The 25,738-nt window shown below is 63.9% G+C and carries 20 protein-coding genes and 2 pseudogenes; 8 read left to right on the top strand and 14 right to left on the bottom strand.

Going from position 1 to position 25,738, the window contains the following annotated elements:
• The first annotated feature begins 48 nt into the window (after positions 1–48).
• The gene (locus tag J3A98_RS08875) at positions 49–2,454 is read left to right on the top strand and encodes a TonB-dependent receptor (RefSeq protein WP_209965414.1); all 2,406 of its coding nucleotides are present in this window, start codon (positions 49–51) and stop codon (positions 2,452–2,454) included.
• An 80-nt stretch (positions 2,455–2,534) separates the two neighbouring features.
• Here J3A98_RS08875 and J3A98_RS08880 read toward each other — a convergent pair.
• Positions 2,535–3,254: pseudogene (locus J3A98_RS08880) on the bottom strand (LysR substrate-binding domain-containing protein); the annotation flags it as partial.
• Here J3A98_RS08880 and J3A98_RS08885 point away from each other — a divergent pair.
• Positions 3,253–3,677, top strand: a pseudogene (locus J3A98_RS08885) (amidohydrolase family protein); the annotation flags it as partial. The pseudogenes J3A98_RS08880 and J3A98_RS08885 sit on opposite strands and share 2 nt — an antisense overlap.
• Before the next feature lie 285 nt (positions 3,678–3,962).
• Here J3A98_RS08885 and J3A98_RS08890 read toward each other — a convergent pair.
• Complete coding sequence (locus tag J3A98_RS08890) at positions 3,963–4,379, bottom strand: RidA family protein (protein WP_014590706.1); 417 nt, start codon at positions 4,377–4,379, stop codon at positions 3,963–3,965.
• Entirely contained in the window at positions 4,379–5,698 is a 1,320-nt protein-coding gene (locus J3A98_RS08895; RefSeq protein WP_209965416.1) for an NAD(P)/FAD-dependent oxidoreductase, read from the bottom strand. The genes J3A98_RS08890 and J3A98_RS08895 overlap by 1 nt, the downstream gene beginning before the upstream one ends.
• A gap of 317 nt (positions 5,699–6,015) precedes the next feature.
• Here J3A98_RS08895 and J3A98_RS08900 point away from each other — a divergent pair, with 317 nt between their 5' ends.
• Complete coding sequence (locus tag J3A98_RS08900; RefSeq protein WP_209965418.1) at positions 6,016–6,693, top strand: DUF1028 domain-containing protein; 678 nt, start codon at positions 6,016–6,018, stop codon at positions 6,691–6,693.
• Positions 6,686–7,846, top strand: a complete 1,161-nt coding sequence (gene argE / locus J3A98_RS08905; RefSeq protein WP_209965420.1) for an acetylornithine deacetylase — start codon at positions 6,686–6,688, stop codon at positions 7,844–7,846. The genes J3A98_RS08900 and argE overlap by 8 nt, the downstream gene beginning before the upstream one ends.
• A 41-nt stretch (positions 7,847–7,887) precedes the next feature.
• Here the strand turns inward: argE and J3A98_RS08910 are convergent, their stop codons facing one another.
• From J3A98_RS08910 to J3A98_RS08920, 3 genes are all read right to left on the bottom strand, one after another.
• On the bottom strand, positions 7,888–9,156 hold the full coding sequence (locus J3A98_RS08910) for a carbohydrate porin (protein ID WP_209965422.1): 1,269 nt from the start codon (positions 9,154–9,156) through the stop codon (positions 7,888–7,890).
• A gap of 100 nt (positions 9,157–9,256) precedes the next feature.
• Positions 9,257–11,674: a glucose/quinate/shikimate family membrane-bound PQQ-dependent dehydrogenase gene (locus J3A98_RS08915; protein ID WP_209965424.1), complete on the bottom strand. Its 2,418-nt coding sequence runs from the start codon at positions 11,672–11,674 to the stop codon at positions 9,257–9,259.
• 259 nt (positions 11,675–11,933) lie between these two features.
• Positions 11,934–12,275 (bottom strand): cupin, encoded by a 342-nt coding sequence (locus tag J3A98_RS08920; protein ID WP_209965426.1) that lies wholly within the window; start codon positions 12,273–12,275, stop codon positions 11,934–11,936.
• A 117-nt stretch (positions 12,276–12,392) separates the two neighbouring features.
• Here J3A98_RS08920 and J3A98_RS08925 point away from each other — a divergent pair, with 117 nt between their 5' ends.
• Together J3A98_RS08925 and J3A98_RS08930 are read left to right on the top strand one after the other, a co-directional pair.
• Entirely contained in the window at positions 12,393–13,298 is a 906-nt protein-coding gene (locus tag J3A98_RS08925) for a LysR family transcriptional regulator (RefSeq protein WP_209965428.1), read from the top strand.
• Positions 13,299–13,404: 106 nt separating this feature from the next.
• Positions 13,405–14,604 carry an MFS transporter gene (locus tag J3A98_RS08930; RefSeq protein WP_209965430.1) on the top strand — a complete coding sequence of 400 codons (1,200 nt, stop codon included), beginning with the start codon at positions 13,405–13,407 and terminating at the stop codon, positions 14,602–14,604.
• Positions 14,605–14,652: 48 nt separating this feature from the next.
• On the opposite strand, the gene J3A98_RS08935 is transcribed toward J3A98_RS08930, so the two are convergent.
• Positions 14,653–15,264, bottom strand: coding sequence for a LysE family transporter (locus tag J3A98_RS08935; RefSeq protein ID WP_209965432.1), 612 nt, complete (start codon positions 15,262–15,264; stop codon positions 14,653–14,655).
• A 104-nt stretch (positions 15,265–15,368) separates the two neighbouring features.
• Between J3A98_RS08935 and J3A98_RS08940 the strand changes: the two genes are divergently transcribed.
• On the top strand, positions 15,369–16,346 hold the full coding sequence (locus tag J3A98_RS08940; RefSeq protein WP_209965434.1) for a helix-turn-helix domain-containing protein: 978 nt from the start codon (positions 15,369–15,371) through the stop codon (positions 16,344–16,346).
• A gap of 1 nt (position 16,347) precedes the next feature.
• On the opposite strand, the gene J3A98_RS08945 is transcribed toward J3A98_RS08940, so the two are convergent.
• From J3A98_RS08945 to J3A98_RS08975, 7 genes are all read right to left on the bottom strand, one after another.
• Entirely contained in the window at positions 16,348–17,196 is an 849-nt protein-coding gene (locus tag J3A98_RS08945) for a CAP domain-containing protein (RefSeq protein WP_209965436.1), read from the bottom strand.
• A 206-nt stretch (positions 17,197–17,402) separates the two neighbouring features.
• Positions 17,403–18,014 carry a cell wall hydrolase gene (locus J3A98_RS08950; protein WP_209965438.1) on the bottom strand — a complete coding sequence of 204 codons (612 nt, stop codon included), beginning with the start codon at positions 18,012–18,014 and terminating at the stop codon, positions 17,403–17,405.
• A gap of 34 nt (positions 18,015–18,048) precedes the next feature.
• Positions 18,049–18,966, bottom strand: a complete 918-nt coding sequence (locus tag J3A98_RS08955; protein ID WP_209965441.1) for an AEC family transporter — start codon at positions 18,964–18,966, stop codon at positions 18,049–18,051.
• A gap of 135 nt (positions 18,967–19,101) precedes the next feature.
• Positions 19,102–19,965, bottom strand: coding sequence for a LysR family transcriptional regulator (locus J3A98_RS08960; protein ID WP_209965443.1), 864 nt, complete (start codon positions 19,963–19,965; stop codon positions 19,102–19,104).
• 93 nt (positions 19,966–20,058) lie between these two features.
• Positions 20,059–20,907 (bottom strand): ABC transporter permease subunit, encoded by an 849-nt coding sequence (locus J3A98_RS08965; protein WP_209965446.1) that lies wholly within the window; start codon positions 20,905–20,907, stop codon positions 20,059–20,061.
• Positions 20,904–21,920, bottom strand: coding sequence for an ABC transporter substrate-binding protein (locus J3A98_RS08970; protein ID WP_209965448.1), 1,017 nt, complete (start codon positions 21,918–21,920; stop codon positions 20,904–20,906). Before J3A98_RS08970 ends, J3A98_RS08965 begins: the two co-directional genes overlap by 4 nt.
• A 94-nt stretch (positions 21,921–22,014) precedes the next feature.
• Positions 22,015–24,159 carry a methyl-accepting chemotaxis protein gene (locus J3A98_RS08975; protein ID WP_209965450.1) on the bottom strand — a complete coding sequence of 715 codons (2,145 nt, stop codon included), beginning with the start codon at positions 24,157–24,159 and terminating at the stop codon, positions 22,015–22,017.
• Positions 24,160–24,407: 248 nt separating this feature from the next.
• Between J3A98_RS08975 and J3A98_RS08980 the strand changes: the two genes are divergently transcribed.
• Entirely contained in the window at positions 24,408–25,727 is a 1,320-nt protein-coding gene (locus J3A98_RS08980; protein ID WP_209965453.1) for a Na+/H+ antiporter NhaC family protein, read from the top strand.
• The last annotated feature ends 11 nt before the right edge of the window (positions 25,728–25,738 follow it).

Genomic DNA, 25,738 nt, shown 5'->3' on the forward strand with positions numbered 1-25,738 from the left:
CTCGCCGGTCATTACCGGTAGGAGAAAATAAAAGGGGAGCCTTGTTCAATGCCTGCAGTAAAATCTTGCCGCCTGCGCCCACTGGTGCGCGCCGCACATCCATTGTTCGCGATGAGCCTGCTGTTGTGTGCGCCCACCTGGGCCGATGAGCCGGCCCGGCGTACGTTCCAGGTGGCGCCAGCCAGCCTGGGTGCTGCTTTGACCCATTTCGCCGACCAGGCCGGTGTCAGCCTTTCGCTGGACCCGGCATTGGTAGAGGGCCGGCAAAGTAACGGCTTGTCCGGTCGTTACAGTGTCGATGAAGGCTTCAGCCAGTTGCTGCGCAGTAGCGGCCTGCAGGCGCTGCCGGTGGGTGAGGGGGCCTTCACCTTGATGCCGGCCCCCCAGGCCAGTGGCGCTCTGGAAATCGCCCCCACCCGCATCGTCGGCGGCCTGGCCGCAGGCAGCGAAGCGCAGCCGTATGCCGGTGGCCAAGTGGCACGCCAGGGCGCGCAAGGCATGCTCGGTTCGCGCGACTTCATGGAAACCCCGTTCAGCATCACCAGCTACACCAGCGAACTGGTCAAGAACCAGCAGGCGCGCACCTTGGGCGAGCTGATTGCCAGTGACCCTTCGGTGCGTGCTACCAACCCGGCGGGCGGGCGTTTCGAGCAGTTCACCATTCGCGGCTTCAGCCTGTTCAACAGTGATGTGGCTTACAACGGTCTCTATGGCATCTTGCCGACGTACTCGATCGACATGGAAATGGCCGATCGGGTCGACATCATCAAAGGCCCCAGCCAGTTGATCAACGGCATTTCGCCGCGTGGCAGCGTGGGCGGCGGTATCAATGTGCAGCCCAAGCGAGCCGCTGACAAACCGATCACCGAATTCACCGGCAGCTACGCCTCGGCAGGCCAGACAGGCGGCGCAGTGGACATCGGCCGTCGCTTTGGTGAAGGCCAGCAGTTCGGCGTGCGCTTCAATGGTGTGAAGCAGGCCGGTGATACCGAATGGGACCACCAGCGCGTTGACCGCGAAATGGCGGTGCTGGGCCTGGATTTTCGAGGCGAGCGCCTGCGGCTCTCGGCAGACCTTGGCCACACCGAACGCGACACCGACGCCCCGCAGGAGCGTGTGCTGGTCGGTGCCAATGCCAAGGTGCCCAATGCCAATGACGTACGCCACAACTACGCCCAGGCCTGGAGCAAGGCGCGTACCAACGACACTTTCGGTGCGCTGAACGCCGAGTACGATATCAGCGAATCGCTGCTGGCCTATGGTGCGGTCGGTGCGCGCAAGAGCAACCACGACTTCCTGCGCCATAACGTGTCGATCACCAACGATGCCGGCGACTTCACTGTGCAGCCGCGTGACTTTACCCGGGACGAGTCGGTGCGCACCGCCATGGCCGGTTTGCGTCACTGGTTCCATACCGGGCCGGTGAGCCACGAGCTGAACCTGGCCGCCAGCTATTACTACATGGACTTCACCAACGGCGGGGCGCGCTATGCCTCGGCGCCGAGCAACCTCTACAACCCGGTGGCCGCAGCGACACCCGCTACGCCAACCCGCCTCGACCCCGAGGTTTACACGGAAAATCGCTTCTCCGGCGTGGCCCTGGCCGACACCCTTGGTTTTTTTGACGACCGCCTGCTGCTGACCCTGGGGGCGCGCTGGCAACGGGTGCAGGTGGATGACTGGAGCGACGGCGTCAAAGGCGAGACGGCCTATGACGAAGAAAAGCTCTCGCCTTCGGGGGGGATATTGCTCAAGGTCACCGACCAGCTCTCGTTGTACGCCAACTACATGGAGGGCTTGAGCCAAGGCAAGATCGCCCCATCGACCTCGATCAACGAAGACCAGATCTTCCCGCCGTTCACCAGCCGTCAGATCGAGGTGGGGGCCAAGTACGACCTCGGCCAGGTGGCCTTTACTGCCAGCGCCTTCCGCATTCGCCAGCCGGCCTACGAGACCAACCCCGTCTCGCGGGTGTTCGGCCCCAATGGCAAGCGTGACAACCGCGGCATCGAGCTGAGTGTGTTCGGTGAGCCAGTGCAGGGCGTGCGGGTGCTGGGTGGGGTGATGTATCTCGACAGCGAGCTCACCGACACCATCGGCGGTGCCTACGATGGCAACCGTGCGCCGGCCACGCCCGAATACAACGTCAATCTGGGGGCTGAATGGGACGTGCCAGGGGTGAGCGGCCTGACCTTCACAGCGCGCGGCATTCACTCCAGTTCGCAGTACCTGGACCAGAACAACAGCAAGCGCATCGATGGCTGGGAGCGTTATGACCTGGGCGCACGTTACGCCTTCAAGGTGGACGCCACCGAGGTTACCTTGCGGGCCAGTGTCGAGAATGTGCTCGATGATCGCTACTGGAGCTCGGCGGGGGCGTCGGATGACAGTGAGCCGGGATTGACCCTGTCTACGCCGCGGACCTACCTGCTCTCGGCCACGGTCGGCTTTTAAACCGAACCCTTGTATACCTACCCAGCGGGAGCGGGTGCGACCGGGAATCTGGCGACTCGGTGGGGCGGTTGCGTAGATGGTCAGCCCGGCGCAAGCGCCCGCCCCAGCTTCTGCGCCTGCCCCTGCAACACCCGCATCAACTGCAGCGCTGCATGCGAGGGCGGCTCGAAGCGCGAATAGACGAGGCTGATATCGAAGTGAATCTCATCGGCCAACGGCACCATCGCCAGCCCGCTGTCCTGTGCAACGAACTCGTCGATCACGCTGATTCCCATGCCTTGCTTGACCAACGCCACAGCCTCGTTTGCATTGGTGAACGACAACAGTGATTTCAGCTGTAGCCCGCGGCGCCCGATGTGTTCGGCCAGCAATTTGCCAAACGGCATGTCGGGCCGGAACAGCAGCAAGGCATGGCCCTCCAGCTGCTGCAAGGTCAGCGCGGGCTGACCGGCCAAAGGGTGGCCCGGCTGCATCACCACCATGCGTCCACGCATGAACGCTTGTGAATGCAGGTGGTCGTGCACCACCGGCAGGGCGGCTATCGACAGGTCGACCTTCTTCGACAAGATCTGGTTGGGCATTTCGCCCATCAGCGAGGTTTGCCACTCGATATTCAGCGCCGGTGATTCACGCTTGAGCTGGGCCAGGGCCATCGGGATCACCACCGTGGACAACGATGCGCTGCACGAGATACGCAGCTTGCGCTGGCCGCCAGCGCCCAGCGCGAGTGCGCATTCGTTGACCTGCAACGCTGCCTGGTACACCCGCTCGACCTCGCGAAACAGCACCTGCGCTTCGGCACCCTCCGGCCAGGAGGTCGCCACCCAGGCGCAGTTCACCCGAGTGATGGACGCTTACGGCGTGCAACATGCCTTGCTGGTGGGACCCAACAGCGGCTACCACACCGACAACCGCTGCCTGCTGCATGCCTTGGCCAGCGGGCAGGGGCGGATCAAGGGGGTGGCGGTGGTCAGGGCGGACATCAACCTCAGTTTGCCGCAGCGGATGCCTTGTTCGAACAAAGCAGTGCATACGTGCAGGCCCTGCTCGAAGCCTTTGGCGCCCAAGCCTGTGTGTGGGGTTCGGACTGGCCGTTCATTCGCCAGCCCGCGCGGGTGGACTACGGCCCGCTGCTGAAGCTGGCCGAGCGCCTGATGCCGGATGCCCGGCTGCGCCGCACGGTGATGTGGGAGACCCCTCGGCGATTGTTCGGGTTTGCCTAGCCGGTGGCCTGTGTGGCATTGGCCTGGCGACAGCCTTTACCACGGGTTTTGTGTTCGGCCTCGGCGGAGGGAGGGCGGCCTATTGAATGGGCAGGACCTGGCACACCTGACGGCGTTGGAGCTGGCGCCGGGTAGCCAGCCGCGCGCGAACTGCGGGCGACGTGTCAGCGTGGAAGTGTCGTCCGTTGGCGTGCCCGCACCTCAGCGCTTGCACGCTGCGGCACAAGCAACCCAGGCGTGGCTGGACGGCAGGTGGCAGTCGCCACCCACCATTCAGGCCTGCGGTCATTGCTGATCGGGTACCACGGCAATCACGTCGATCTCCATCAGCCACTCGGCCTGGGCCAACCCGGCCACCACCAGCCCGGTGGAAATCGGGAATACGCCCTTGAGCCACTTGCCCACCTCTTTGTACACCGGCTCGCGGAAGCGCGGGTCGGTGATGTAGGTGGTGGTCTTGACGATGTGCGACAGGTCCGAGCCGGCTTCTTCAAGCAGTTGCTTGACGTTCTTCATCGCCTGTTCGGTTTGTGCGCGCGGGTCACCCAGGCCTACCAGCTTGCCTTCGAAGTCGGTACCGACCTGGCCACGCACGTAGATGGTATTACCCGCCCGCACGGCCTGGCACAAGTCGTTGTCCAGGGTCTGGTTGGGGTAGGTTTCCTTGGTGTTGAACATGCGGATGCGAGTATGGGTAGGCATCAGTGGGCTCCGAGGGTGCTGACATTGCTGATCTTGGCGGTTTGCTGCTCATCCGCTGCGCGTTGCTCGCGGTCGCGGTAGGCGGTGTAGGTACGCTGCGTGGCGATGTGGCCGGCGACGTGCTTGGCGTCGTGCCACACCCCCCAGATGAACGATGAACCACGGCGCGACAACCACGGCAGGCCGAGGAAGTACACGCCCGGTTCGCGGGCTACACCGCGCTGGTGCTGGGGCTTGCCGTTGGCATCGAAGGTGTCTACCTGCAGCCAGCTGAAGTCCACGCCGTAACCGGTGGCCCAGATGATGCTGCTGACGCCGGCTTTGGCCAGGTCCAGTTGCTGCAGCGGGTTGCGCATGCACTCCGGGTCGGCCAGGCGCTGGCGGGCTTCGGGCTCTTCCGGCAGGTCCAGGCCGTTGCGTTCGATGTAGGCATCGGCCGCATCCAGCAGGGCCAGGTAGTTTTCGTCGCCGCGGTTGATGTTCTCGACCAGGTTGTCCTGGAAGCGCGCTACGCCGTTTTCGAACGACTGGGTCAGGCCGACCAGGGTCATGCCTTGGTGGGCGAGGGCGCGGAAGTCCACGGTGTGGCCACCACGGGCGCCGCTGACCGCGATGGTCACATGCTCGCGACCGGGCTTGGCAATTTCCGCGTCCCACTCGCCCAGCACGCCCAGCCACCAGCAGAAGTCGCGGTTGCGGTAGGCACGCGGCGGGCGGTCGTGGGCGCCAACCGACAGGTACACCTGGCGCCCGGCGCGCATCAGTTCTTCGGCGATCTGCACGCCGGAGGAACCGGCACCGACCACCAGTACCGCGCCTTCAGGCAACTGCTCTGGGTTGAAATAAGCCGCGGAATGAATCTGGTGCAGGTTGCTGTCTTTCGGCGCGATGGCCGGGATCACTGGCTTCTGGAACGGGCCGGTGGCGGCGACTACGCGGTTGGCGCGAATCACGCCTTCATTGGTTTCGATGGTGAAGCCGGGGCGGTCGCTGTTACGCACCACGCGCTTCACTTCAATGCCGGTGCGCACGGGCAGGTTGTACTTGCGTACGTACTGCTCGAAGTAGTCGGCCACTTGGTCCTTGCCGGCGAACGCATCGGCGTCAAGGTTGAATTCCAGCCCTGGGAAGCGGTCGTGCCAGACCGGGCCGTTGGCGACCAGCGAGTCCCAACGGCCGGTACGCCAGGCCTGTGCGATGCGGTTGCGCTCCAGTACCAGGTGCGGCACGCCAAGCTTGCTCAGGTGTTCGCTCATGGCCACGCCGGCCTGGCCGGCGCCGACGACGAGGGTGTCGATTTCGAGGTTGTTCAGTGTCATGTCCGAGCCCTTGTTCAGGCGGTTATTGTCAGGTCGGTTTGGAGGACCGCCGTTGCCTGGAGCCAGACTAGGGATGCCGTGGAAATGGCGAAAATAGTATTTAGCTGGTACTTGCCGATAAAACGGCGAAGGCCTTGAGTTCTCTGGCCTGTGGGGTGGGTTGGTCGGGTGGGTGCCGTGGTTTTCCGGGGTGGTGCAGAGGTCCAGCGCCTGAGCATAGTTTTTTCCTGCCTACCCCCTCGGAAAAAGGTCGTTTCGCCCACCCGAAGGTTCCACTCAGAATGCCGTGTATCGCACAGCACAACAGGAACCATGACATGACGTTCTCCATCATCGGTCGTTGCCAGGAAACCGGCCAGGTCGGTATTGCCATCAGCTCGTCGAGCATCGCCGTGGGTGCCCGTTGCCCCTGGGTGCGTGCCGGTGTGGGCGCGGTCTCTACCCAGAACATCACCCTGCCGGCGCTGGGCCCGCAGATTCTCGATGCCCTGGAGCATGGCCAGTTACCGCCTGCCGCTGCGCTGGACAGGGTGCTCAGTGCCAATGGCTGGAGTGAATACCGCCAGGTCACGGTGATCGACAGTCACGGCCAGGTGGCATTGTTCACCGGGCGGGAAGCACTGGGCACACACCATGCAGTGGCCGGCGAACAATGCGCGGCGGCTGGAAACCTGCTGTCCTCGACCCAGGTGATCGAAGCCATGGTACTGGCCTTCGAGCAGGCCGGCGGCCACCTGGCCGACCGCCTGTTGGCAGCCATGCACGCGGCGATGGCCGCGGGTGGTGAAGCCGGGCCTGTGCACTCGGCGGCGCTGAAGATTGCGGGCGAGCTGACCTGGCCGCTGGTGGACCTGCGCGTCGACTGGGCCGATAGCGACCCGGTCGGCGCGCTCGATGGCCTGTGGCAAGCCTATCGCCCGCAGATGCAGGATTACGTTACCCGCGCCCTCAACCCGACTGCCGCGCCAAGCTATGGGGTGCCGGGCGATGAGTGAATTTGTCAGCCGCACGCTGCTGGCCCGGCTGATCGGCTTTGCCACGGTGAGCCGCGACTCCAACCTGGCGCTGATCGGTTTTATCCGTGATTACCTGGCCGAGTTGGGAGTGGAATGCGAGCTGTTCCATAACCCGGAGGGCACCAAGGCCAACCTGTTCGCCACCATCGGCCCCAGAGATGTTGGCGGTGTGGTGCTGTCTGGCCATACCGATGTGGTGCCGGTGGATGGCCAGGCCTGGACGGTCGAGCCATTTGCCCTGAGTGAGCGTGACGGCCGCCTGTATGGCCGCGGCACGGCCGACATGAAAGGCTTTATCGCCTCGGTGTTGGCTGCTGTGCCCGCTTTTCTCGCCCAGCCGTTGCGCATGCCGATACACCTGGCATTTTCCTATGACGAAGAAGTTGGTTGCCTGGGCGTGCGCTCGATGCTGGCTGCCCTCGAACAGCGCCCGTGTAAACCACGGCTGTGCCTGATCGGTGAACCCACCGAACTCAAGCCGGTGCTGGGGCACAAGGGCAAGCTGGCTATGCGTTGCCAGGTACAGGGCGCAGCGTGCCATTCGGCGTACGCGCCGTATGGGGTGAACGCCATCGAATATGCGGCGAAACTGATTGGCAAGTTGGGTGACATCGGCGATGCCCTGGCACTGCCGGCTCATCACGACGAGCGCTTCGATCCGCCGTTCTCCACGGTGCAGACCGGGGTGATCAAAGGGGGCAGGGCGCTGAACATCGTGCCGGCCGAGTGCGAGTTCGATTTCGAAATACGCGCGCTCCCTGGGTTCGAGGCGCAGGCGGTGGCCGACCAGTTACAAACGTATGCTGAAGCCGAGTTGCTGCCGCGTATGCGCAAGGTCAATACCGCCAGCGCTATTCGCCTGGAGCCGCTGAGCGCCTATCCGGGGCTGGCGACACCGGAGGACAGCGAGGCTGCGCGGTTGGTGGCGTTGCTCAGTGGTTCGGATGCGTTCGGTACCGTAGCGTTTGGTACCGAAGGTGGTTTGTTCGACCAGGCGGGCATCCCCACCGTGGTGTGCGGGCCTGGCAGCATGGACCAGGGCCACAAGCCGGATGAGTTTGTCAGTGTCGAGCAGTTGCGGGGTTGTGATGCCATGTTGCTGAGGCTGGTGGACTACCTCAAGCAGGCTTGATGGTTGCGACGGTGGATGGGCCGCAGCGCGGCCCCGGTGACTCAGAAGGTCGCCTTGACCTGCAGGCCAACCACCAGTGCGTTGTCGATGTCTTTGCCCGAAAACGCCCCTGGCTCGATGATGTATTGCACATCCGGGCGCAGGTTCAGCCATGGCGTGGCCTGGTAGCCGTAGCTCAGTTCGATCAACTGCTCGGCGCTGTCGATATCCGGGAACTGCTGGCCCGCGTCGAAAGCGGCATCTTCCAGCACATCGCGGCTACGCGGGTTGGGCACGGCCCGGCCGTAACCCAGTGCCACGGTATCCTTCGGGCGGCCTTCGAACGGTTTGTACAGCACCACGCCGGCGCCATACCACTTGGTGAACGGCGAAGCAGCCTTGCTTGACGCCGAGTACTGGCCGAAGGCGTGCAGGCTTCGGCCTGGGGAGGCCTGGTCGTTCCACACCGCTTGGTCGACCAGCAGGTAATGGCCACCTCGGCCGGACACTTCATCGTCGCTGCCGATGCGTTTCACATCGGAGCTGTCGTAGTAGTAGCCCAGCTTGTACTCGCCTGGCAGTTCACCTTGCAGCTTGTAGATAAGCTCTACCGGTACCACGGTGCCGGTGGTGTGTTTGGGCCCCAGGTGCCAGGCGCGGCTTGAGTTGCCGTTGCTTTCGGGGTCGACGTTGAACGCCGCCACGCGCAGTTGCCAGGCGGGCGACAGGTCGTACTTCACCCGCACACCGAGGTGAGCGTTGGGGTAGTTGGCCCAGCCACTGCCGCCGGACATGTTCAGCGGGTGGCCGCAGAAGCCGGCGTTCATGAAATTGCACAGGATGCCGCTGTCCAGGCCGCCGAGGTCGTTGCCCATGGCCATGTAGCCGAGCTTGACGTTGAGCGCCGGGGTGAACAGCGTGCGCTCGTAGCTCAGCTCGGTCAGGCGAGTGTACAGGCCACCGAAGTTTTCCTGAATCGGCAGGCGGTTGCCTACCAGGTCTTCCGAGGCGCTGTTACCGCGGCGGTCGTTGATGGTCAGCTGGATCTTGCCGCCGTTGTCCAGGCCGTACAGTTTCGACAGGTCGAACTGCACGCCCAGCTTGACGTTCTGCGAATAGCGCGCCGAGCGGTGCAGGCCACCGTGGGCGTTGTAGGCAGTTTCACCGCTGTAGTCGCCGGTGATCTTGACGCCGTCCTCTTCGAGTTGATGACGCAGGCCGCCCCAGTCACCGGTCAGGGTGCTGCGGGTCATGAGGTCGTCGTTGGCAAGGGCAGTGGTGCTGGCCAGGGCCAGCAGCAGGGTGGGGGTGATGCGAATTGCGGATGGCATTACAGAATCTCGGATTGTCTTTGAGGGGCATTCGCGGGCAAGCCCGCTCCTACAGGGGCCTTGTAGGAGCGGGCTTGCCCGCGAAGCAGGCGACGCGGTCTTACGGCAGAGCGTAAGAAATCACGTAGTCGCCACGGTCAGTCGACTGGCGTGCACCGCCAGCAGTGATCACCACGTACTGCTTGCCGGTTTTCGGCGAGACGTAGGTCATCGGGCCGCCCTGGCTGCCTACTGGCAGGCGAGCCTTCCAGATTTCCTTGCCGTTGCTGCTGTCGTAAGCGCGCAGGTAGAAGTCCTGGGTACCGGCGATGAATACCAGGCCGCCTTGGGTCGACAGGGTGCCGCCAAGGGTTGGCAGGCCGATCTTGATCGGCAGGTGCATGCGGATGCCGAGCGGGCCGGTGTCTTCAACGGTGCCGACCGGTACCTGCCAGGCCACCTGGCGGGTCTTCATGTCGATGGCGGTCAGGGTGCCGAACGGCGGTGCCTGGCATGGAATGCCGGCGACCGACAGGAAGCGGTTCTTGTTCACGGCATACGGGGTGCCCTTGAGCGGTACCGCGCCCATGCCAGTGTTCAGTGCTTCGCCACCGGACGCTGCGCCACCTTTGTTCTGCGACGGGATCATCTGGATCCACAGGCCCAGGCGCATGTCGTTGACGAAGATGAAGCCATGTACCGGGTCGGTAGAAATGCTGCCCCAGTTCATGCCACCCAGCGAACCCGGGAAGCTCAGCGACAGGTCGGTGCCCGGCGCGGTGTACAGGCCGTCGTAGCGCATCTTCTTGAAGTCGATGCGGCACAGCAGCTGGTCATACGGGGTGGCACCCCACATGTCCGATTCGGTCAGGGTCTGCGCGCCAATCTGCGGCATGCCCACCGACTTGGGCTGGGTAGGGGAGTACGGCTCGTTCGGGATGTTGCTTGGCTTGACCGGTACTTCGTCGACCTGGGTCAGCGGCTTGCCGGTGGCGCGGTCGAGCACGTAGATCTGCCCGGCCTTGGTGCCGATCACCACCGCAGGTACCGACTGGCCGTCGTCCTTGGTGAAGTCGATCAGGCTCGGCTGCATGGGCAGGTCGAAGTCCCAGAGGTCGTTGTGCACGGTCTGGAACACCCACTTCTGGTTGCCGGTGGTGGCGTCCAGGGCCAGCACCGAAGCGCCGTACGTGTGGTCCAGTTTGCTGCGCTCTACGCCGTAGATGTCGGTGGACGACGAACCCATGGGCAGGAACACGGTGTTCATCGCCGGGTCGTAAGACATCGGCGCCCAGCTGTTCGGCGTGCTGCGCACATAGGTGCTGTCGGCTTGTGGTGCCTGGCGATCTTCCGGGTTGCCCGGGTCGAAGGCCCAGCGCATTTCACCGGTGATCACGTCAAAACCACGGATCACGCCACCTGGCATGTCGGTCTGGACGTTGTCGGCAACCCGGCCGCCGACCACTACGGTAGTGCCGGCCATCAGTGGTGCCGAGGACAGCTGGTAGTAGGAGTCCGGTACATCACCCAGGCCGGCCTTGAGGTCGACCTGGCCATTGTTGCCGAAGCCCTGGCAGAACTCGCCGTTGTCGGCGTCGACGGCAATCAGGCGGCCGTCGATGGTGTTGGTCAGCAGGCGACGCTGGCAGTTGGCACCGGCTGGTACGCTAACGCCGGTGATCGGCGAGCTGTTCGGCTGGGTTGGCTGGGCGATGGCGGCAGTGGCGTCGAAGTAGGCCATGCCACGGCAACGCTGCCAGACCTTGGACTGGGCGTTGATTTCGTTCTTCCACAGCTCTTTGCCGGTGTCGGCATCGAGTGCGATCAGGTTGTTGTGCGGGGTGCAGATGAACACCTTGCTGCCGATCTGCAGCGGGGTGAGCTGGTCTTCGGCACCGTTGCCGTCACTGATGGCGACGTCGCCGGTGTGGTAGGTCCAGGCCACTTTCAGCTTGTTGACGTTATCCCGGTTGATCTGGTCAAGCGCGGCGAAGCGGCTGCCACCTTCGGTGTTGCCGTAGTGGGCCCAGTCTTTCTGTTCCTTGCCGGTTTCGACCGGGGTCATGCCCGGGCCTTTGCCGTTGGGGGCGACGCTTGGGTGGGCAACGAACATGTTGCCGACCGCGATCACCAGTACCACGGCCATTACCCCGGCGACGCCGTAGGCACCGCGCCCGGCGCTGGCGCCGTTGGCACGCGCCAGCAGCGGGTAGACCAGCGCCACGACCATGCCGATTGCGCCGAACATGAACAGGCGCGAGAACAGCGGCCAGAACACCAGGCCTGCATCGATCACCGCCCAGATGGCAGTGCCGACCAGGAACACGGCATACAGCCAGGCGCCAGCCTTCTTGCGCCGAGCAATGAGGACACCGGCGATGGCCATGGCCAGGCCGCCGATCAGGAAGTACCAGGAACCGCCCAGACCGGCGAGCTTGACGCCGCCAGCAGCCAGGAGGAGGCCGAGCAGGGCGATGATCACGCCCAGGCCGACCAGGATGAAGTGTGTGGCGCCAGAGGCGCGCGGTATTTCTTTCATGCCAGGGATCTCAGCAGGTGGAATGCGCGCAGTTTAAGCCCTTAGCTTGCTAATTAACAAGTTGGTACATAATTGAGCGAGGCTGATTGTCGCAGGGCTGAACTTACGAAGATGTGGCTAAAAGTATAGATAAGGTGCTGAAAAACGCATTGAACGGGGCGTTAATGCGCATGTTCGATTTGTATTCATGCTTTGGTCGTAAGCCCAACCTTGCACGGCTACGTAACAACAGCGTCATGTGCATGGCCCTTCATGCCGGTCATGGGGTGCTGCTGCTATAGAACACCGCGAGCCAGATGGTGGCCGTGCCGGGTGCGGTCCATTCCACGCGGTGGCGGTGGTGCGGGGGGATGTCCAGACAATCGCCCGGCGCCAGCAGGCGGGTGTGGTGCTCGTGCTCGAAACGCAGGGCGGCAGCCCCCCTGAGCAACATGATCCACTCACCTTCAGCCTGGTCGTACCAGAAACCGGGTGGGCTGGCTTGCCCGCTGGAGACGATACGCTTCACGCGCACGCCTGGGCGGCTGAGCAATTCGTCGACACGTTCGGCGCTGGCGGGATCGCAGGGCGGCAGGGCGGTCAGCAGGTTGTTCAGGGTCATGGCAAGCCTCCTTGGAATTGGGTTGATTTCACTATGGACGCAATTGCCGTGGGGCGCGCTGCTTGACCCGCCCGGCTGTTTGTAAGAACTTTCCGGTTTTTGGAAGACGGGCTGAACATGGACAAGCTGCTGGCGATGAAAATGTTCGTGGCCACTGTCGATGCCCAAGGCTTTTCTGCTGCCGCGCGCAGGCTAGGGCTGGCGACATCGTCGGTGACACGTCTGGTCGATGCCCTGGAAGCGTCGCTGGGCGCCACCTTGCTCAACCGCTCGACGCGCCAGGTCAGCCTGACCGAGGCCGGCGCCCGTTACTACCAGCGGGCACGGGGCATTTTTGAAGCACTGGACGAGGCTGATGCCAGCATCGCCGATCGCGGCGAGGAGCCTGTGGGTGTACTGCGCCTGAGCCTGCCAGTGGAGTTTGGTCGGCGGGTCATCGCCCCGCACCTGGGGGCATTCCTGGCGCAGCACCCGGCACTGGAACTGGACATCGACCTCAGCGACCGCCTGGACGACTTGCTTGACGGGCGCTATGACCTGTCGATTCGCCTGGGCGACCCCTCGCCCAATGACGAGCTGGTGTGCCGCCGGCTCGGCGGTTTTCAGCGTTGGCTGGTGGCCAGCCCGGCCTACCTGGTCGGGCGTGAGCCACTGCAGCATCCCCGGGAGTTGCTTGACCATGCCTGCCTGCGCTTTCGCTATGGGCAGAAAGCGCGCCCCTGGCGCCTGACCTGTGGCCAGGACAGCCTGGAGCTGGACGTAAACGGGCCACTGCGCAGCGCCAACGCCGACCTGTTGCGTGAAACGGCACTGGCAGGCAGTGGTATCGCACTGCTGGCCGACTGGCTGGTACGCGACGATGTGCTGGCGGGGCGCCTGCAGCGGGTTTTCCCCGACTGGCAGGCCAGCCCTGGCACAGCCAATAGCAGCATCAACGCCTTGTATATGCCCAACCACCGGGGCTCACGGCGGGTAAACGCATTCATCGACTTTTGCGAAAATTTGCTCATACGCGGCAACTAGTGTTGCGCTGTGCGCAAAGCCGCATTGCGCCACCGCCGGATTCTCGGCGATGGCGTCCATGGGTAAGGTAGCCGGCATCTCCCCATCCCATGTCGAGGAACTTCGCATGAACCCCTCCCTTGCGACAGCGCAACCGGCAGCCGCCAGCCTGAGCCGGGCTCTGGTAGTGCTGTTGGCGTTCTGCTGCGGCGCGATCGTCGCCAACATCTACTACGCCCAGCCCATCGTCGGGCTGATCGCCCCGGACCTGGGGCTGTCCACCGAGCATGCCAGCCTGATCGTTTCTCTCACTCAGCTGGGCTATGCCTTGGGCCTGTTGCTGCTGGTACCGCTGGCCGACCTGCTGGAAAACCGCCGCCTGATGGTGGCCACCGCGGTCCTGGCGTGCGTCAGCCTGCTGCTGGCGGGCACCAGCAGCAGTGGCCAGGGCCAGCTGTTCCTGGGTTATGCACTGCTGATCGGCTTTAGTTCGGTGTCGGTGCAGATGCTCATCCCGCTGGCGGCGCATCTGGCGCCGGAGCAGCAGCGTGGTCGTGTGGTCGGTAACATCATGGGCGGCTTGTTGCTGGGCATCCTGCTGGCACGACCGCTGTCGAGCCTGGTGGCCGACCACTTCGGCTGGCGTGCAGTGTTCATTGGCGCCGCCGGGGTAATGCTGGCGATCATCCTCTTGCTGGTGTTGACCTTGCCGCAGCGGCGTCCCGAGCACAAAGCCAGCTATGCCGGGTTGATGCTGTCGCTGCTCACACTGCTGCGTCGTTATCCGCTGTTGCGCCAGCGTTCGTTGTACCAGGCATTGATGTTCGCAGCGTTCAGCCTTTACTGGACGGCGGTGCCGATGGCGCTCGCCGGTGAGCATGGGCTGTCACAAAGCCAGATCGCTGTGTTCGCCCTTGTTGGCGCGGTGGGCGCCGTTGCTGCACCCTTGGCCGGCCGCCTGGCCGATGCCGGGCATGCCCGGGCCGGCTCGCTGCTGGCGCTGTTGCTGGCGCCGGCGGCCTTGTTGCTGGGGCTGACAGTACCGGGTTACAGCGTGATTGGCCTGGGCCTTACCGGCGTGTTGCTGGACTTTGCGGTGCAGATGAACATGGTCATCGGCCAGCGCGAAGTATACGCACTGGACCCTGCCAGCCGCGGGCGGCTGAATGCGGTGTACATGACCAGCATCTTCCTCGGCGGGGCGCTGGGGTCGGCGGTGGCCAGTGCGCTGTTCAGCCAGTTTGGCTGGCATGGCGTGGCACTGGTGGGGGCGGGGTTGCCGGGTGTGGCGCTGGTTGTGTTTCTACTCAAACCACGCCGGGGTTGAACCGGTACGCGATGGAGGGCACGGGCTTCGCCCGGTTTCGCGGGCCCGCTATCGGCCAAGCGGCAGCGCCAGGCCAATCAAGGCAAACAGGCTCCCGCAGCAACGATTGAAACCTTTGCCACCCTTGGCCAGCCATGGCCGAATGCGAAACGCCAGGCGCGCCAGCAGGTATTCGACCAGGAACTCAACGCTGGCAAAGGTCGCGGCCATCACCGCAAATTGCAGCACCAGCCCTCGCTGTGGGTCGATGAACTGCGGCAGGAAGGCGCCATAGAACAGCAGCACCTTGGGGTTGGCCATGGCCGAAAGCAGGCCCTGGCGAAACAGCCCGGCATTGCCGCGCCGCGCGCTTTGCTCGGTCAGTTCCAGCAGCAGGCCTGGGCTGCGCCACAGTTGAATGCCCAGCCAGATCAAATAAGCCCCACCCACCCACTTCAGTACGCCCAGCACCGACGCCGAGGTTTGGAGCAGTGCGCTGAGGCCGAACATGGCCAAGGCGATGAGGGCGCTGAAACCCAATACCCCACCCACGATGGTAAACAGCGTTCGCCGCGCGCCATATAGCGCGCCATGGGTCAACGCCAACAGGCTGTTAGGCCCCGGGGTCAGCGAGAGACCGATGCTGGCCAGCAGGTAGATGAGCCAGGTTTCCAGCGCCATGTTGAAAAATACCTTGTTCGAGAGAGGGCGCCAGTCTATGGCGCAACGCTCAAGCTGGAAGAGTATTATCTGGTCATAGAAGGGTCTTTTCTGGACGTGATTTCATGCCGCCCGACATCCGCTTGCTGATCATGCCGTTACCGGATTTTGCCTTGCTGCCGTTTGGCGCCTTTCTCGACAAATTGCGCTTCAGCGCCGACGACGAGGACTACAGCCAGCAACGCTATTGCAGTTGGACGGTGGCGGGGCTCAGCCTCGAGCCGGTACCGTCAAGCAGTGGCGCGGTGCTGCAGGTCGAGGCCATTGCGGATCAGCTCGAGCTGAGCCGTTTCGACTACCTGGTGGTGTTTGGCGGCCGCAGTGCCTTGGCCACCGTGGAGCTGGCGCCACGTTATCGGGCTTTGCTCAGGCAGGCCGCCAAGGCAGGTGTCAAGCTGGTGGGGGTCGACAATGGTGCCTTCCTGCTGGCGGCCTGCGGCCTGCTGCAGGGGCACAAGGTGGTGGTGCACTGGCGTCACGAAGCCGAGTTTCGTGCTGCTTTTCCGCAGTTGCAGCTGCTGCGCGAGCAGTTGTACTGCATCGATGGCAACCGCATCACCTGCGCCGGTGGCACTGCCGCCATCGACCTGGCCGTTGCCCTACTGTCACGTGCTTGCGGGCGAACCCGTGCGCTCAAAGGGCTGGCTGACATGCTGGTGGACGAGACCCGCGACAGCCGTCACGCCTTGCGCTCGCTGGAGCTGGGAGCCGGTCAGGGACGCCAGGTGCAGCGGGCGCAAGCACTGATGCGTCATCACCTGGGCACGCCGTTGGCCGTGGAGCAACTGGCGGCGGAACTGGGCATTAGCCGGCGTCAACTGGACCGGCAGTTCCAGGCCAGCCACGGCATGAGCGCCAAGGCCTGGTGGCTGGAGATGCGCTTGCAGCAGGCGCGCTGGCGTTTACTCAACTCCAGCCACAGCCTGGCGCAGATTGCCGATGAGGTGGGCCTGGGGGATGCCAGCTACCTTGGCAAGTGTGTGCGGCGTCGGTTTGGTTGTACGGCCTTGCAGTTGCGTGCAGGCAATTGCCCCTTTACCTGACCTACTGCGGCGTCCCGAACACGCCTGTCCAGTAGATCCCGGCATCACTCTTGGGGTCTACCGCATACGCAGCGCCCAGTTCCCGGAAGGCCGGATTCATCAGCGTGGCGCAGTGCCCCGGGCTGTCCAGCCAGCCGTTGACGACCTTTTGCGCGGTGTCACGCCCGGCAGTGATATTTTCGCCGATCTGCTGGTACAGGTACCCGGCCAGTTCCGCCCGGTCACCGGGTGTGCGGCCATCTTTGTCGATGTGGTCGAAGAAGTTCTGGTTGGCCATGGCCCGTGTGTGGTTGGCTGCGACCCCGGCCAGCACTGTGCTCCAGCTCAGTGCCGGGGCGGCGGCAAACGGCTGGCCGCCGCATTGCCGTGGCACCTTGCGCGCGGCGTTGACCTCCTGCAGCACCTTCTGCCCCTCGGCCTGCCAGTCGCCCAGGCGGCCGGTGAGCAGCGGCCGTGCCAGTACGATGCGCCAGTCGCGGCCCTCCTGGCTGACGCCGATATCGACGAATTGCGGGTCGAGCACCACTTGGCAGAAGCTTTCCTCGATGGCATGCATGGCGGCGCGTGCATCGCGTGGCCCCGACAGGCTGATGGCCTGGACGCTGACCATCGGGTAAGCGGCGCGGGTCATGGCCTGTTGCAGGTCGCGGGTGCCCTCTGGCGACAGCGCAAGGCGTGTGTCGCTATTGAGCGGTGGCAGTTCCAGCGACGCCCCGCCACCGCAGGGCTGGGCCTTGCTGCGGTAGACATTGATCGAATCGATCAGCTGCGCCTCTTCGCCGGTGGCTGCCAGCGCCCCGGTCGAAACGACCAGGCTCAGCGACAAGACGACGGATGTCAGGACGCGCATGTGGATCTCCCTTTGACTGGCAGCGTCGTGGTATGCGCTGCTCATCCTACACAAGCCCGCGGCTTTTGGCCCGAGGTCGTGCAAGGCAATGAAAACGCCGGCAATCGTTACTGGCGGCAAAAGAGGGGGTAGACCCCTGGTCGATGGAAAAGTGCGGTCAGTTGCCAATCATTCGTATCAGGCCAGCGTTGTCAGCCGTTTACGCGTCAATGGGCCAACGCCTGGTCTGGCTTGTAGAACAGGAAGTGGGTCGTCTGCGCGGTCTTTCGATATGCCTTCGCCCAGTCGGGGCGCACAGTGCGATCGTGAAAGTACAACGCACCGCCGGTGGGGTCTTTCAACTGCTGGTTCAGTGCCTTGCGTGCGATCTCTTTGGCAACATCGTAGCGTTGCGGCTCCTCGACCTGGTCCGGGCGCCCGTCACACCACCATGAGAACTGGCAGGCCTTGGTCTCCACACCCTGTTTGACAACCCCGCAGATGGTATCGGGAAAGCCATCGTGGCCCAGGCGGTTGAGCACCACGCTGGCCACTGCGGTCATGTCTTTGGCGTCGGCGCCTTTGGCTTCCCAGTAGAGGGTACGAGCCAGGCAGGTGATGCTGTCATCCAGCGGCGCCTTGCCAGCCGGGTCCACTGCCTGAGCTTCGCCGGGGGTCAGTTTCTCCGCTTTTTTGGGGGGAGGCGCATCTTCAACGACTTTTTCTTCAAGCACTTCGGCCTTGTCCTCGGCAACGGCGGCTTTGGCCGGGTCAGCGGCAAACAGGGGGCCTGTGAGCAGGGCCGAGGTCAAGCCGATCAGCATGCAGTAAAGGCGCATGGGTGAACTACCAGGCGGTGGGCAGAATTTCAGTCTAGCCAAGCGTAAGCATTAACACCAAAGGCAAGGTGGCGGCGGCAGCCACGGTCTGCAGAGCGATGATGGTGGCCATCAGTGGCGCATTGCCGCCCATTTGCCGGGCCATGACATAAGACGATGAAGCGGTTGGCAGCGCCTGGAACAGCACCGCCACCACCGCTGCCTGGCCACTCAGGCCGAGCAGCCGGCAAAGGCCCCAGGTGGTCATTGGCATGACCAGGAACTTGAACGCCGATGCCGCCATCAGCGGGCGCACCTGCTGGCCGAGGCTGGCGCCGCCCAGTGCTGCACCGACACACAGCAGGCCCAGAGGCAAGGCGGCGTGGCCCAAGGCCTTGACCGTGGCGTCGATACCGGTTGGCAAGCCCAGCCCCGAGACCCGTAGCATCAGCCCCCCAGCGCAGCCGATGATCAGCGGGTTGGCGAAGATCGCCCGAAGCACTGTGGCAGGGGAACTGTGACGGGCGCTGAAGCGGGCAAACACCAGCACGCAGAGCAGGTTGACCAAGGGCACGATGGCCGCGTTGGCCACCGCTGCCAGGGCAATCCCGGCGCTGCCATAGATGCCCGCAGCCAGGGTGGCGCCGATGTAGTTGTTGAAGCGGATACCGCCCTGAAACACTGAAGTGAAGTCGGCTCCATCATGGTTCGCCGTGCCCTGATACAGCACCAGCAACACGGCACCTGCCAAGGTTGAGAGCATCAGGGCGCCGGCCATGCCCAGCACCGGTATGCCATCGAGGTTGGCAGTGGCCAGGCCATGGAGGAACAGCGACGGCAGCAGGACGTAATAGCTCAGGCGCTCGGCGCCAGGCCAGAAGTTCTCGGCAAGAAAACCGCGAAGTCGCAGGAAGGTACCCAGGGCAATCAGCAGGATGATGGGTAGCAGGGTGGTCAGCAGCAAGTGCAGCATGGTCAGCATTCCGTGGTCGGGTACGGGCATAGACTACGGGTGCGGATCAATCTGGAAAAACGTTGTTTTCTTCAGTGACCGTTGAGGAAAAGTGCATGTTGGTGGGTGCTCGTCTCGCCCTGGAGCAGCCCGGCTTCAGGCTTCCAGGGCGGTCTTCAACACCGCACTCAAATGCCGCCGCTGGCTTTTTTCATGCTCCAGCAACACCACCCGCCGGGTCAGCTGCGGCTCGCCAAACGGCAGGCAGGTGGCGGGTGGCAAGCGTTGCAGGTCGTCGTCCGCCATGGGGATGATCGCCACGCCCAGGCCCATCACCGCCATGCGCGCCAGGGCTTCCTGGCTGTCCAGCTCCATCAGTTCGCTCACCTGTACATGCTGGCGGCGTAGCTCCTGCTCGATCTGCCGGCCGGCCCAGGCACGCTTGTCGAAGCGCAGGAATGGCTGGCTGGCCAGCAACTGCGGCACGCTATACCCGGCCAGCTCAGGGCTGGCAATGGCCCAGAAACGGTCCTCGAACAGCGGTGTGAAGTCCAGGTTTTGCGGGTAAGGGCTGACCGGTTCGGTAGTGATTGCGGCATCGAGCTCACCGTCTTCCACGCGCCGCGCCAGCTCCGCCGACATGCCTGAGGCCACGCTGATGTGTAGCTGCGGGTGGTGGGCCTTGATCCACACCAGCGCTTTAGGCAAACGCCGCGCCAGCACCGTGTGGATCGCCCCCAGGCGCAAGCGGCCGCGCAGGCTTGGGCCGCTGGCCAGGGCATCGGCCAGTTCGTCATAGGCAGCCAGAAGGCTCTCGGCGCGGGCCACCGCCAACTGGCCGGCTTCGGTCAGCACCACCTGCCTGCGGCTACGGTCGAACAAGGCCACCTTCAGTTCGTCTTCGAGGGTTTTGATGTGCAGGCTGACCGCCGAGGGGGTGAGACTGAGCAGGTCGGCGGCGCGGGCAAAGGTGCCGTGGCGGGCGATGGTCACCAAGGTGCGCAGGGCTTTCAGGGACATGCGGTTGAGGTCCGGTTCTCAGCTGACAGAGGCGTATTGTCAGGCCCGGCCCTCTCGCAGCACAAGGCTGCTCCCAGGCCTTGGCGATACGGTTCAGCGACTGCTGCGCCCATAGGCCTGGCTGATCCGGTCGATCACCATGGCCAGGGCGACAATTGCCAGCCCGGCCTCCATCCCTTGGCCAACATTCAAGGTCTGGATCCCCGCCAACACATCCTCACCCAACCCACGGGCGCCGATCATCGACGCCACCACCACCATCGACAGGGCCATCATGACCGACTGGTTGAGCCCGGCCATGATGCTTGGTAGCGCCAGGGGCAGGGCGATGCGCCGCAACCGCTGCCAACGGCTGGCGCCAAGGCCGTGTGCCGCCTGTAACAACGAGGGGTCGATCTGGCTCAAGCCCAGTTCGGTCAACCGCACCAGCGGCGGCAGGGCGTAGATCAGCGTGGCGAACACGGCAGGCACCTTGCCCAGGCCAAACAGCATCAGCACCGGGATCAGGTAAACGAACGCAGGTAGCGTCTGCATCACATCGAGTACTGGCAACAGGAGCCGCCTGGCCAGTGGCCGGGCGGCCAGCAGGATGCCCAGCGGTACCCCCACCAGTACGCACAGGCCGGTACTGACCAGCACCAGGGCCAGGGTCTGCAGCAGTTTGTCCCACAGCCCGAGCATACCGATCAGGGCCAGCAGCGCGACCAGCACGGCGCTGCGCAGCAGGCTGCGGCTGGCGTGCCAGGCCAGCAGCCCCACCAGCAGCAACAGCAGCCACCAAGGCAACAGACGCAGCAGGTTCTCCAGGCCGACCAGCAGTTGCAGCAACTGGTCAGAAAAACCGCGCAGGTGGTCGCCGTAGTTCAATACCAACCAGTCGACCAGGCGGTTGACGCTGTCGGCAAAGGAAAACTGCAGGGTTTGCGGGAAACCGCTGCTCACAGGCTGGCCTCGACCTTGGCGGCGATGTCCGCCGGCAGCCAGGCTTTCCACACCTCGCGGTTATCGCGCAGGAAGGTGAGGGCGGCTTTGCGCGGGGGCGTGCGTTTTTCGCTCATGACAGCCAGGGCCTTGTTCAGGCGATCGATGGGCAGGTTGACCTGTTCGAACACGCTGACCAGGTCTGGGTAGTTTTCGCGGAAGGCTTTGGACACGCCAATCGACAACTTTGCCGGCAGCGAGCGGCTGCCCTTCGGGTTGGGATTGGCGGGGTCGGTGAGGGTGGCCCAGGCCTGGGCATCGAACGGTGGCTCTTCCAGCCGGATGAGCTTGTAGCGCCCCATCAGCGGGGTCGGGTTCCAGTAGTAGAACAGCACGGGTTTGCCACGGCGGATTGCCGAACCGATCTCGGCGTCCATCGCGGCGCCGGAGCCACTGCGGAAGTTGCTGTAGAGGCCATCCAGGCCATAGGCCTTGAGCTTCTGGCTGTTGACGGTTTCAGACGTCCAGCCGCTCGGGCTGTTGAGAAAACGCCCTTTACCGGGTGATTCGGGGTCGGAAAATACCTGCGGGTAACGCTTGAGGTCCTCGACACTGTGCAGCTCAGGCGCCACGGGTTTCAGATTACGAGCGGCATCACCCTCGATCACATAGGCTGGTACCCACCAACCTTCCTCTGCATGCTTGACCGTATCGCCCAGTGCGAACACCTGGCCGGCCTGTTCGGCCTTGACCCAGGCAGGGCTGCGCCCGGCCCATTCCTCGGCGATCACTTGCAGGTCATTGCGCGCCAGGGCCACTTCCATGCTGACCGTGCTGCCAGGCAGGGTGTCGGTACGGTAGCCGTAGCCGCGCTCCACGATCAGCCGCAAGATCTCGGTAGTGAGGGCGCCGCTTTCCCAGCCGATGGCACCAAAATGGATAGGTGCAGGCTGTTCTGCCGATGCGGCGCTGTCCGTGCTGGCCAGGCCCACCGTCAACAGCAGCCCGGCCAGCAGCGCTGGAATTCGCTTCATGTAAACCTCGTCGTTCGCACCCCTTGGCGGTGGGGGCAAGTGTAGACGACGAGGTTTTGTCGGTTTCAGGGCCACTGGCGTGGCCCCGTTCGCTTCAGACGCGGAACTGGTCCATCAGCGCTTGCTGCTGGTTGGCCAGGCTGTTCAGCGACTGGCTGACCCGCGCCGACTCGTTGGCCTGGCCTGACAGGGATTCAGTGACGTCACGAATGGTCGCCACGTTGCTGTTGATTTCCTCGGCTACCGCGCTTTGCTCCTCGGCGGCAGAGGCAATCTGCAGGTTCATGTCGGTGATCACCGTCACTGCCTGGCCTATGCGCTGCAATGCCGTGACGGCTTGGCCGACCTGCTCCACGCCACCTTGGGCCTGGCGGTGGCTGTGGTCCATGGCGCCGACCACTTCGCGGGTGCCGTTCTGCAGTGCTTCGATGACCTGACGGGTTTCTTCCACCGACTCCTGAGTGCGCTGGGCCAGGTTGCGCACCTCATCGGCGACCACGGCAAAGCCACGGCCGGCCTCACCGGCGCGGGCAGCTTCGATGGCAGCGTTGAGTGCCAGCAGGTTGGTCTGCTCGGCGATCGAGCGGATCACTTCCAGTACCGAGCCGATCTTCTCGCTGTTCTGCGCCAGGCCTTCTATTTCGGCCATGGTGTCGCTCATGTTGGCGGCCAAGGCACCGATGCTGCTGGTGGTGCGGTCGATTACCGCCAAGCCCTCGCGGGTGGCCTGGTCGGCATCGCGTGCAGCCTGTGCAGCCTGGGCGGCGCTGCGGGCAACGTCCTGGGCGGTGGCGCTCATTTCATGCGAGGCGGTGGCCACCTGGTCGACCTGGCGGTACTGCTGTTCCATGCCGGCGCTGGTTTCAGTGGCAATCGCCGAGGATTGGTCGGCCGTGCCTCGGGCGGCCTGCACCGAGCTTTTGACCTCGGCGATGGTTGGCTGCAGCTTGTCGAGGAAGCGGTTGAACCAGCCGGCCAGTTCGCCCAGTTCGTCCTGCTTCTGGTAGGTCAGGCGACGGGTCAGGTCGCCTTCGCCGCTGGCAATGTCCTTGAGCATGGCGGCCACGCCAAGGATCGGCCGGGTAACGCCGCGAGCCATCAGCCAGACCAGCAGCAGGCCGGCAATGGCTGCCGCCAGGCCCAGGCTCAGTTCCAGCAGGGTGCCACTGGTGTTGAGGGCGTCAAGTTCCTGCTTCAGGGTTTCGGCCGGCCCGGTCAGGGCGTTTTCCGGCACATCCAGCAACACGCCCCAGGGCTGGGCGTCCGGGATTGGCCGGAATGCCGCCAGCACCTTCAAGCGCTGGCGGTCGTGGAGGATGCTCAGTTTGCCATCGGCCAGCTTGCGCACCAGCTCGGCGCCTTTGGCCGGGTCTACCTGGTCGAAGCGCTGGGCCAGCTTGCTGGCATCGGCGCTGTAGCCTGCCAGCAGGCCGACCGGGGTGAGAATGCCGACCGTGGTGCGGCCTTCGTAGAGGCTGCGGCTGGCCTCCTGGCTCAGCGCCTGCAGGCTGTTGAGGTTGATGTCGATGGACAGGGTGGCAATGATCTTGCCGTTGACCGTCAGCGGGAACACGATGCTGGTCATCAGTACCTGCTGGCCGTCGATGTCGTAGAAGTAGGGCTCCACCACACACACCTTGCCGGATGTGCGAGGGCACACCCACCAGGTGTTGGCCGGCTGGCCGCTGGGGCCGATCTCGGTGTTGGCCATGTCATGTTCGGGCAGGGCCATCGAGGTCAACTGGCCTGCGCGTGGCTGCGACCAGTACAGGGCAAAGCGCCCGGTTTCGTTGCTGCCCAGTTCTGCCTTGCCGGCAAACAGGCTGTCCTTGTCGTCCAGGGCATTGGGCTCGAACACCAGTGACAGGCCAAGCAGGTCGGGGTTGGCTTGCAGTGCGGCGCGCACCTGGCGGGTCATGTCCTCGCGCAGGTCGAAGGCATCGAGAAAGCGCTTTTCGGCCTGCTCGCGCAGGAACAGCACCTGGCGGGCGAAGCCGGCGCCGTACTGGTAGGCATCCATGAACTGGCGGCGGATGTTCAGTGCTTGCACTTCACCTTGTGACTCGATACGCGACTGCGCCGCCTCGGTCAGCATCTGCATGCTGCTGGCCTTGACCAGGTCCGAACTGTGATCCATGCGGTACAGCGACAGGCCGACGAGCAAGGTGACGATAGCGGCCAGACAGAGACCGGCGAGCAGGGTGATCTTCCACTGGATGGAGAGTTGTCGCAAAGGCATGGGGGCGGATCCCTTTTTTGGCAGTAAGGGTTATGGCTTCATCTGCGGTGGGGCCGGGAGGTGCCAAAGCGCTCCAGCCAGGCACCTCGCTGCCTCTCACGGTATCGGCTCAAGCCGTTTTTTCTTTATTCAAACATTCAATTTAAATTCGACCGTCAGTTAACGCGCCGTATCAAGGCGCTTTTGACATCTGCCGCCTACTGCTTCAGAGTTCGCGCTTTTTTCTGTCGTAATGAGGTAAGCCAACCATGAATGCAGTGATCGCCGCGGTCGGCATCATGCTGATACTCAGCCTGTCCCGCGTGCACGTGGTCATCGCCCTGATCATCGGCGCCCTGGTCGGTGGGCTGGTGGGCGGCCTGGGCATCGAAGGCACGCTCAAGGCCTTCAACGGTGGTCTCGGTGGTGGTGCCACGGTGGCTTTGTCCTATGCACTGCTGGGTGCCTTTGCCGTGGCGATTGCCAAGTCTGGCCTGGCCCATGCGCTGGCCGACCGCGCCCTGGCCATGATCGATCGACGGGGCGACGCCAGTGGCGGCAAGCTCAAATGGCTGATGATCGGCCTGATGCTGGTGGTGGCCGTGTCGTCCCAGAACATCCTGCCCATCCACATTGCCTTCATCCCGCTGCTGGTGCCGCCTCTGTTGTACGTGCTCACGCGCCTGCGCATCGACCGCCGGCTGATCGCCTGTGTGATCACCTTTGGCCTGATCACCCCGTACATGTTCCTGCCGGCGGGCTTCGGCAATATCTTCCTCAACGAGATCCTGCTGGCCAACGTTGCCCGCGCTGGTGTCGATGTGAGCGGCGTCAACGTCACCCACGCCATGGCTATCCCGGCAGCCGGTATGCTCGTCGGCCTTCTGGTGGCCGTATTCATCAGCTATCGCAAGAAGCGTGAATACGACCTGGCGCGCATCCAGCAGGTGGAACAGGTGGGCGTGCAGTACAACCCGCTGACCTTGCTGGTGGCCGGGCTGGCGATCGCTTCAGCCTTCATCGTCCAGCTGTTGCTGGACTCGATGATCATCGGCGCCATGGTCGGTTTCCTGATCTTCTCGCTGTCGGGCATCGTCAAGTGGAAAGATACCGACGACCTGTTTACCGAAGGCATGAAGATGATGGCCATGATCGGCTTCATCATGATTACCGCGTCCGGCTTTGCCGAGGTCATGAAGGCCACCGGTGAGGTGATGAGCCTGGTGGAAACCTCGGCGCAGTGGATCAACCACAGCAAGGGCATCGGTGCCTTGCTGATGCTGCTGGTAGGTCTTCTGGTGACGATGGGGATCGGCTCGTCGTTCTCCACCGTGCCGATCCTGGCCGCGATCTTCGTGCCGCTGTGCGTGCAACTGGGCTTCGACCCGTTGGCCACGGTGTGCATCATCGGTACCGCCGGTGCGTTGGGCGATGCCGGGTCGCCGGCCTCTGACTCGACCCTGGGTCCGACCTCGGGCCTGAACGTGGATGGCCAGCATCACCACATCTGGGACACCGTGGTGCCGACCTTCATCCATTACAACTTGCCGTTGATGGCGTTCGGCTGGTTGGCAGCGATGACCTTGTAAGGCGGGGAGGG

The organism is Pseudomonas sp. BP6 (genome assembly GCF_017875935.1).
In the GTDB taxonomy this organism is placed as follows: domain Bacteria; phylum Pseudomonadota; class Gammaproteobacteria; order Pseudomonadales; family Pseudomonadaceae; genus Aquipseudomonas; species Aquipseudomonas putida_Y.

Excerpts from the sequence above, each read along its gene's own strand:
- J3A98_RS08975 (WP_209965450.1), bottom strand. The coding sequence starts at position 24,159 with ATGCCTTTGCGACAACTCTCCATCCAGTGGAAGATCACCCTGCTCGCC.
- J3A98_RS08960 (WP_209965443.1), bottom strand. The coding sequence starts at position 19,965 with ATGTCCCTGAAAGCCCTGCGCACCTTGGTGACCATCGCCCGCCACGGC.
- J3A98_RS08895 (WP_209965416.1), bottom strand. The coding sequence starts at position 5,698 with ATGACACTGAACAACCTCGAAATCGACACCCTCGTCGTCGGCGCCGGC.
- J3A98_RS08890 (WP_014590706.1), bottom strand. The coding sequence starts at position 4,379 with ATGCCTACCCATACTCGCATCCGCATGTTCAACACCAAGGAAACCTAC.
- J3A98_RS08915 (WP_209965424.1), bottom strand. The coding sequence starts at position 11,674 with ATGAAAGAAATACCGCGCGCCTCTGGCGCCACACACTTCATCCTGGTC.
- J3A98_RS08940 (WP_209965434.1), top strand. The coding sequence starts at position 15,369 with ATGCCGCCCGACATCCGCTTGCTGATCATGCCGTTACCGGATTTTGCC.
- J3A98_RS08955 (WP_209965441.1), bottom strand. The coding sequence starts at position 18,966 with ATGCTGCACTTGCTGCTGACCACCCTGCTACCCATCATCCTGCTGATT.
- J3A98_RS08980 (WP_209965453.1), top strand. The coding sequence starts at position 24,408 with ATGAATGCAGTGATCGCCGCGGTCGGCATCATGCTGATACTCAGCCTG.
- J3A98_RS08970 (WP_209965448.1), bottom strand. The coding sequence starts at position 21,920 with ATGAAGCGAATTCCAGCGCTGCTGGCCGGGCTGCTGTTGACGGTGGGC.
- J3A98_RS08950 (WP_209965438.1), bottom strand. The coding sequence starts at position 18,014 with ATGCGCCTTTACTGCATGCTGATCGGCTTGACCTCGGCCCTGCTCACA.
- J3A98_RS08920 (WP_209965426.1), bottom strand. The coding sequence starts at position 12,275 with ATGACCCTGAACAACCTGCTGACCGCCCTGCCGCCCTGCGATCCCGCC.
- J3A98_RS08935 (WP_209965432.1), bottom strand. The coding sequence starts at position 15,264 with ATGGCGCTGGAAACCTGGCTCATCTACCTGCTGGCCAGCATCGGTCTC.
- J3A98_RS08910 (WP_209965422.1), bottom strand. The coding sequence starts at position 9,156 with ATGCCATCCGCAATTCGCATCACCCCCACCCTGCTGCTGGCCCTGGCC.
- J3A98_RS08875 (WP_209965414.1), top strand. The coding sequence starts at position 49 with ATGCCTGCAGTAAAATCTTGCCGCCTGCGCCCACTGGTGCGCGCCGCA.
- J3A98_RS08945 (WP_209965436.1), bottom strand. The coding sequence starts at position 17,196 with ATGCGCGTCCTGACATCCGTCGTCTTGTCGCTGAGCCTGGTCGTTTCG.
- J3A98_RS08900 (WP_209965418.1), top strand. The coding sequence starts at position 6,016 with ATGACGTTCTCCATCATCGGTCGTTGCCAGGAAACCGGCCAGGTCGGT.
- J3A98_RS08925 (WP_209965428.1), top strand. The coding sequence starts at position 12,393 with ATGGACAAGCTGCTGGCGATGAAAATGTTCGTGGCCACTGTCGATGCC.
- J3A98_RS08930 (WP_209965430.1), top strand. The coding sequence starts at position 13,405 with ATGAACCCCTCCCTTGCGACAGCGCAACCGGCAGCCGCCAGCCTGAGC.
- argE (WP_209965420.1), top strand. The coding sequence starts at position 6,686 with ATGAGTGAATTTGTCAGCCGCACGCTGCTGGCCCGGCTGATCGGCTTT.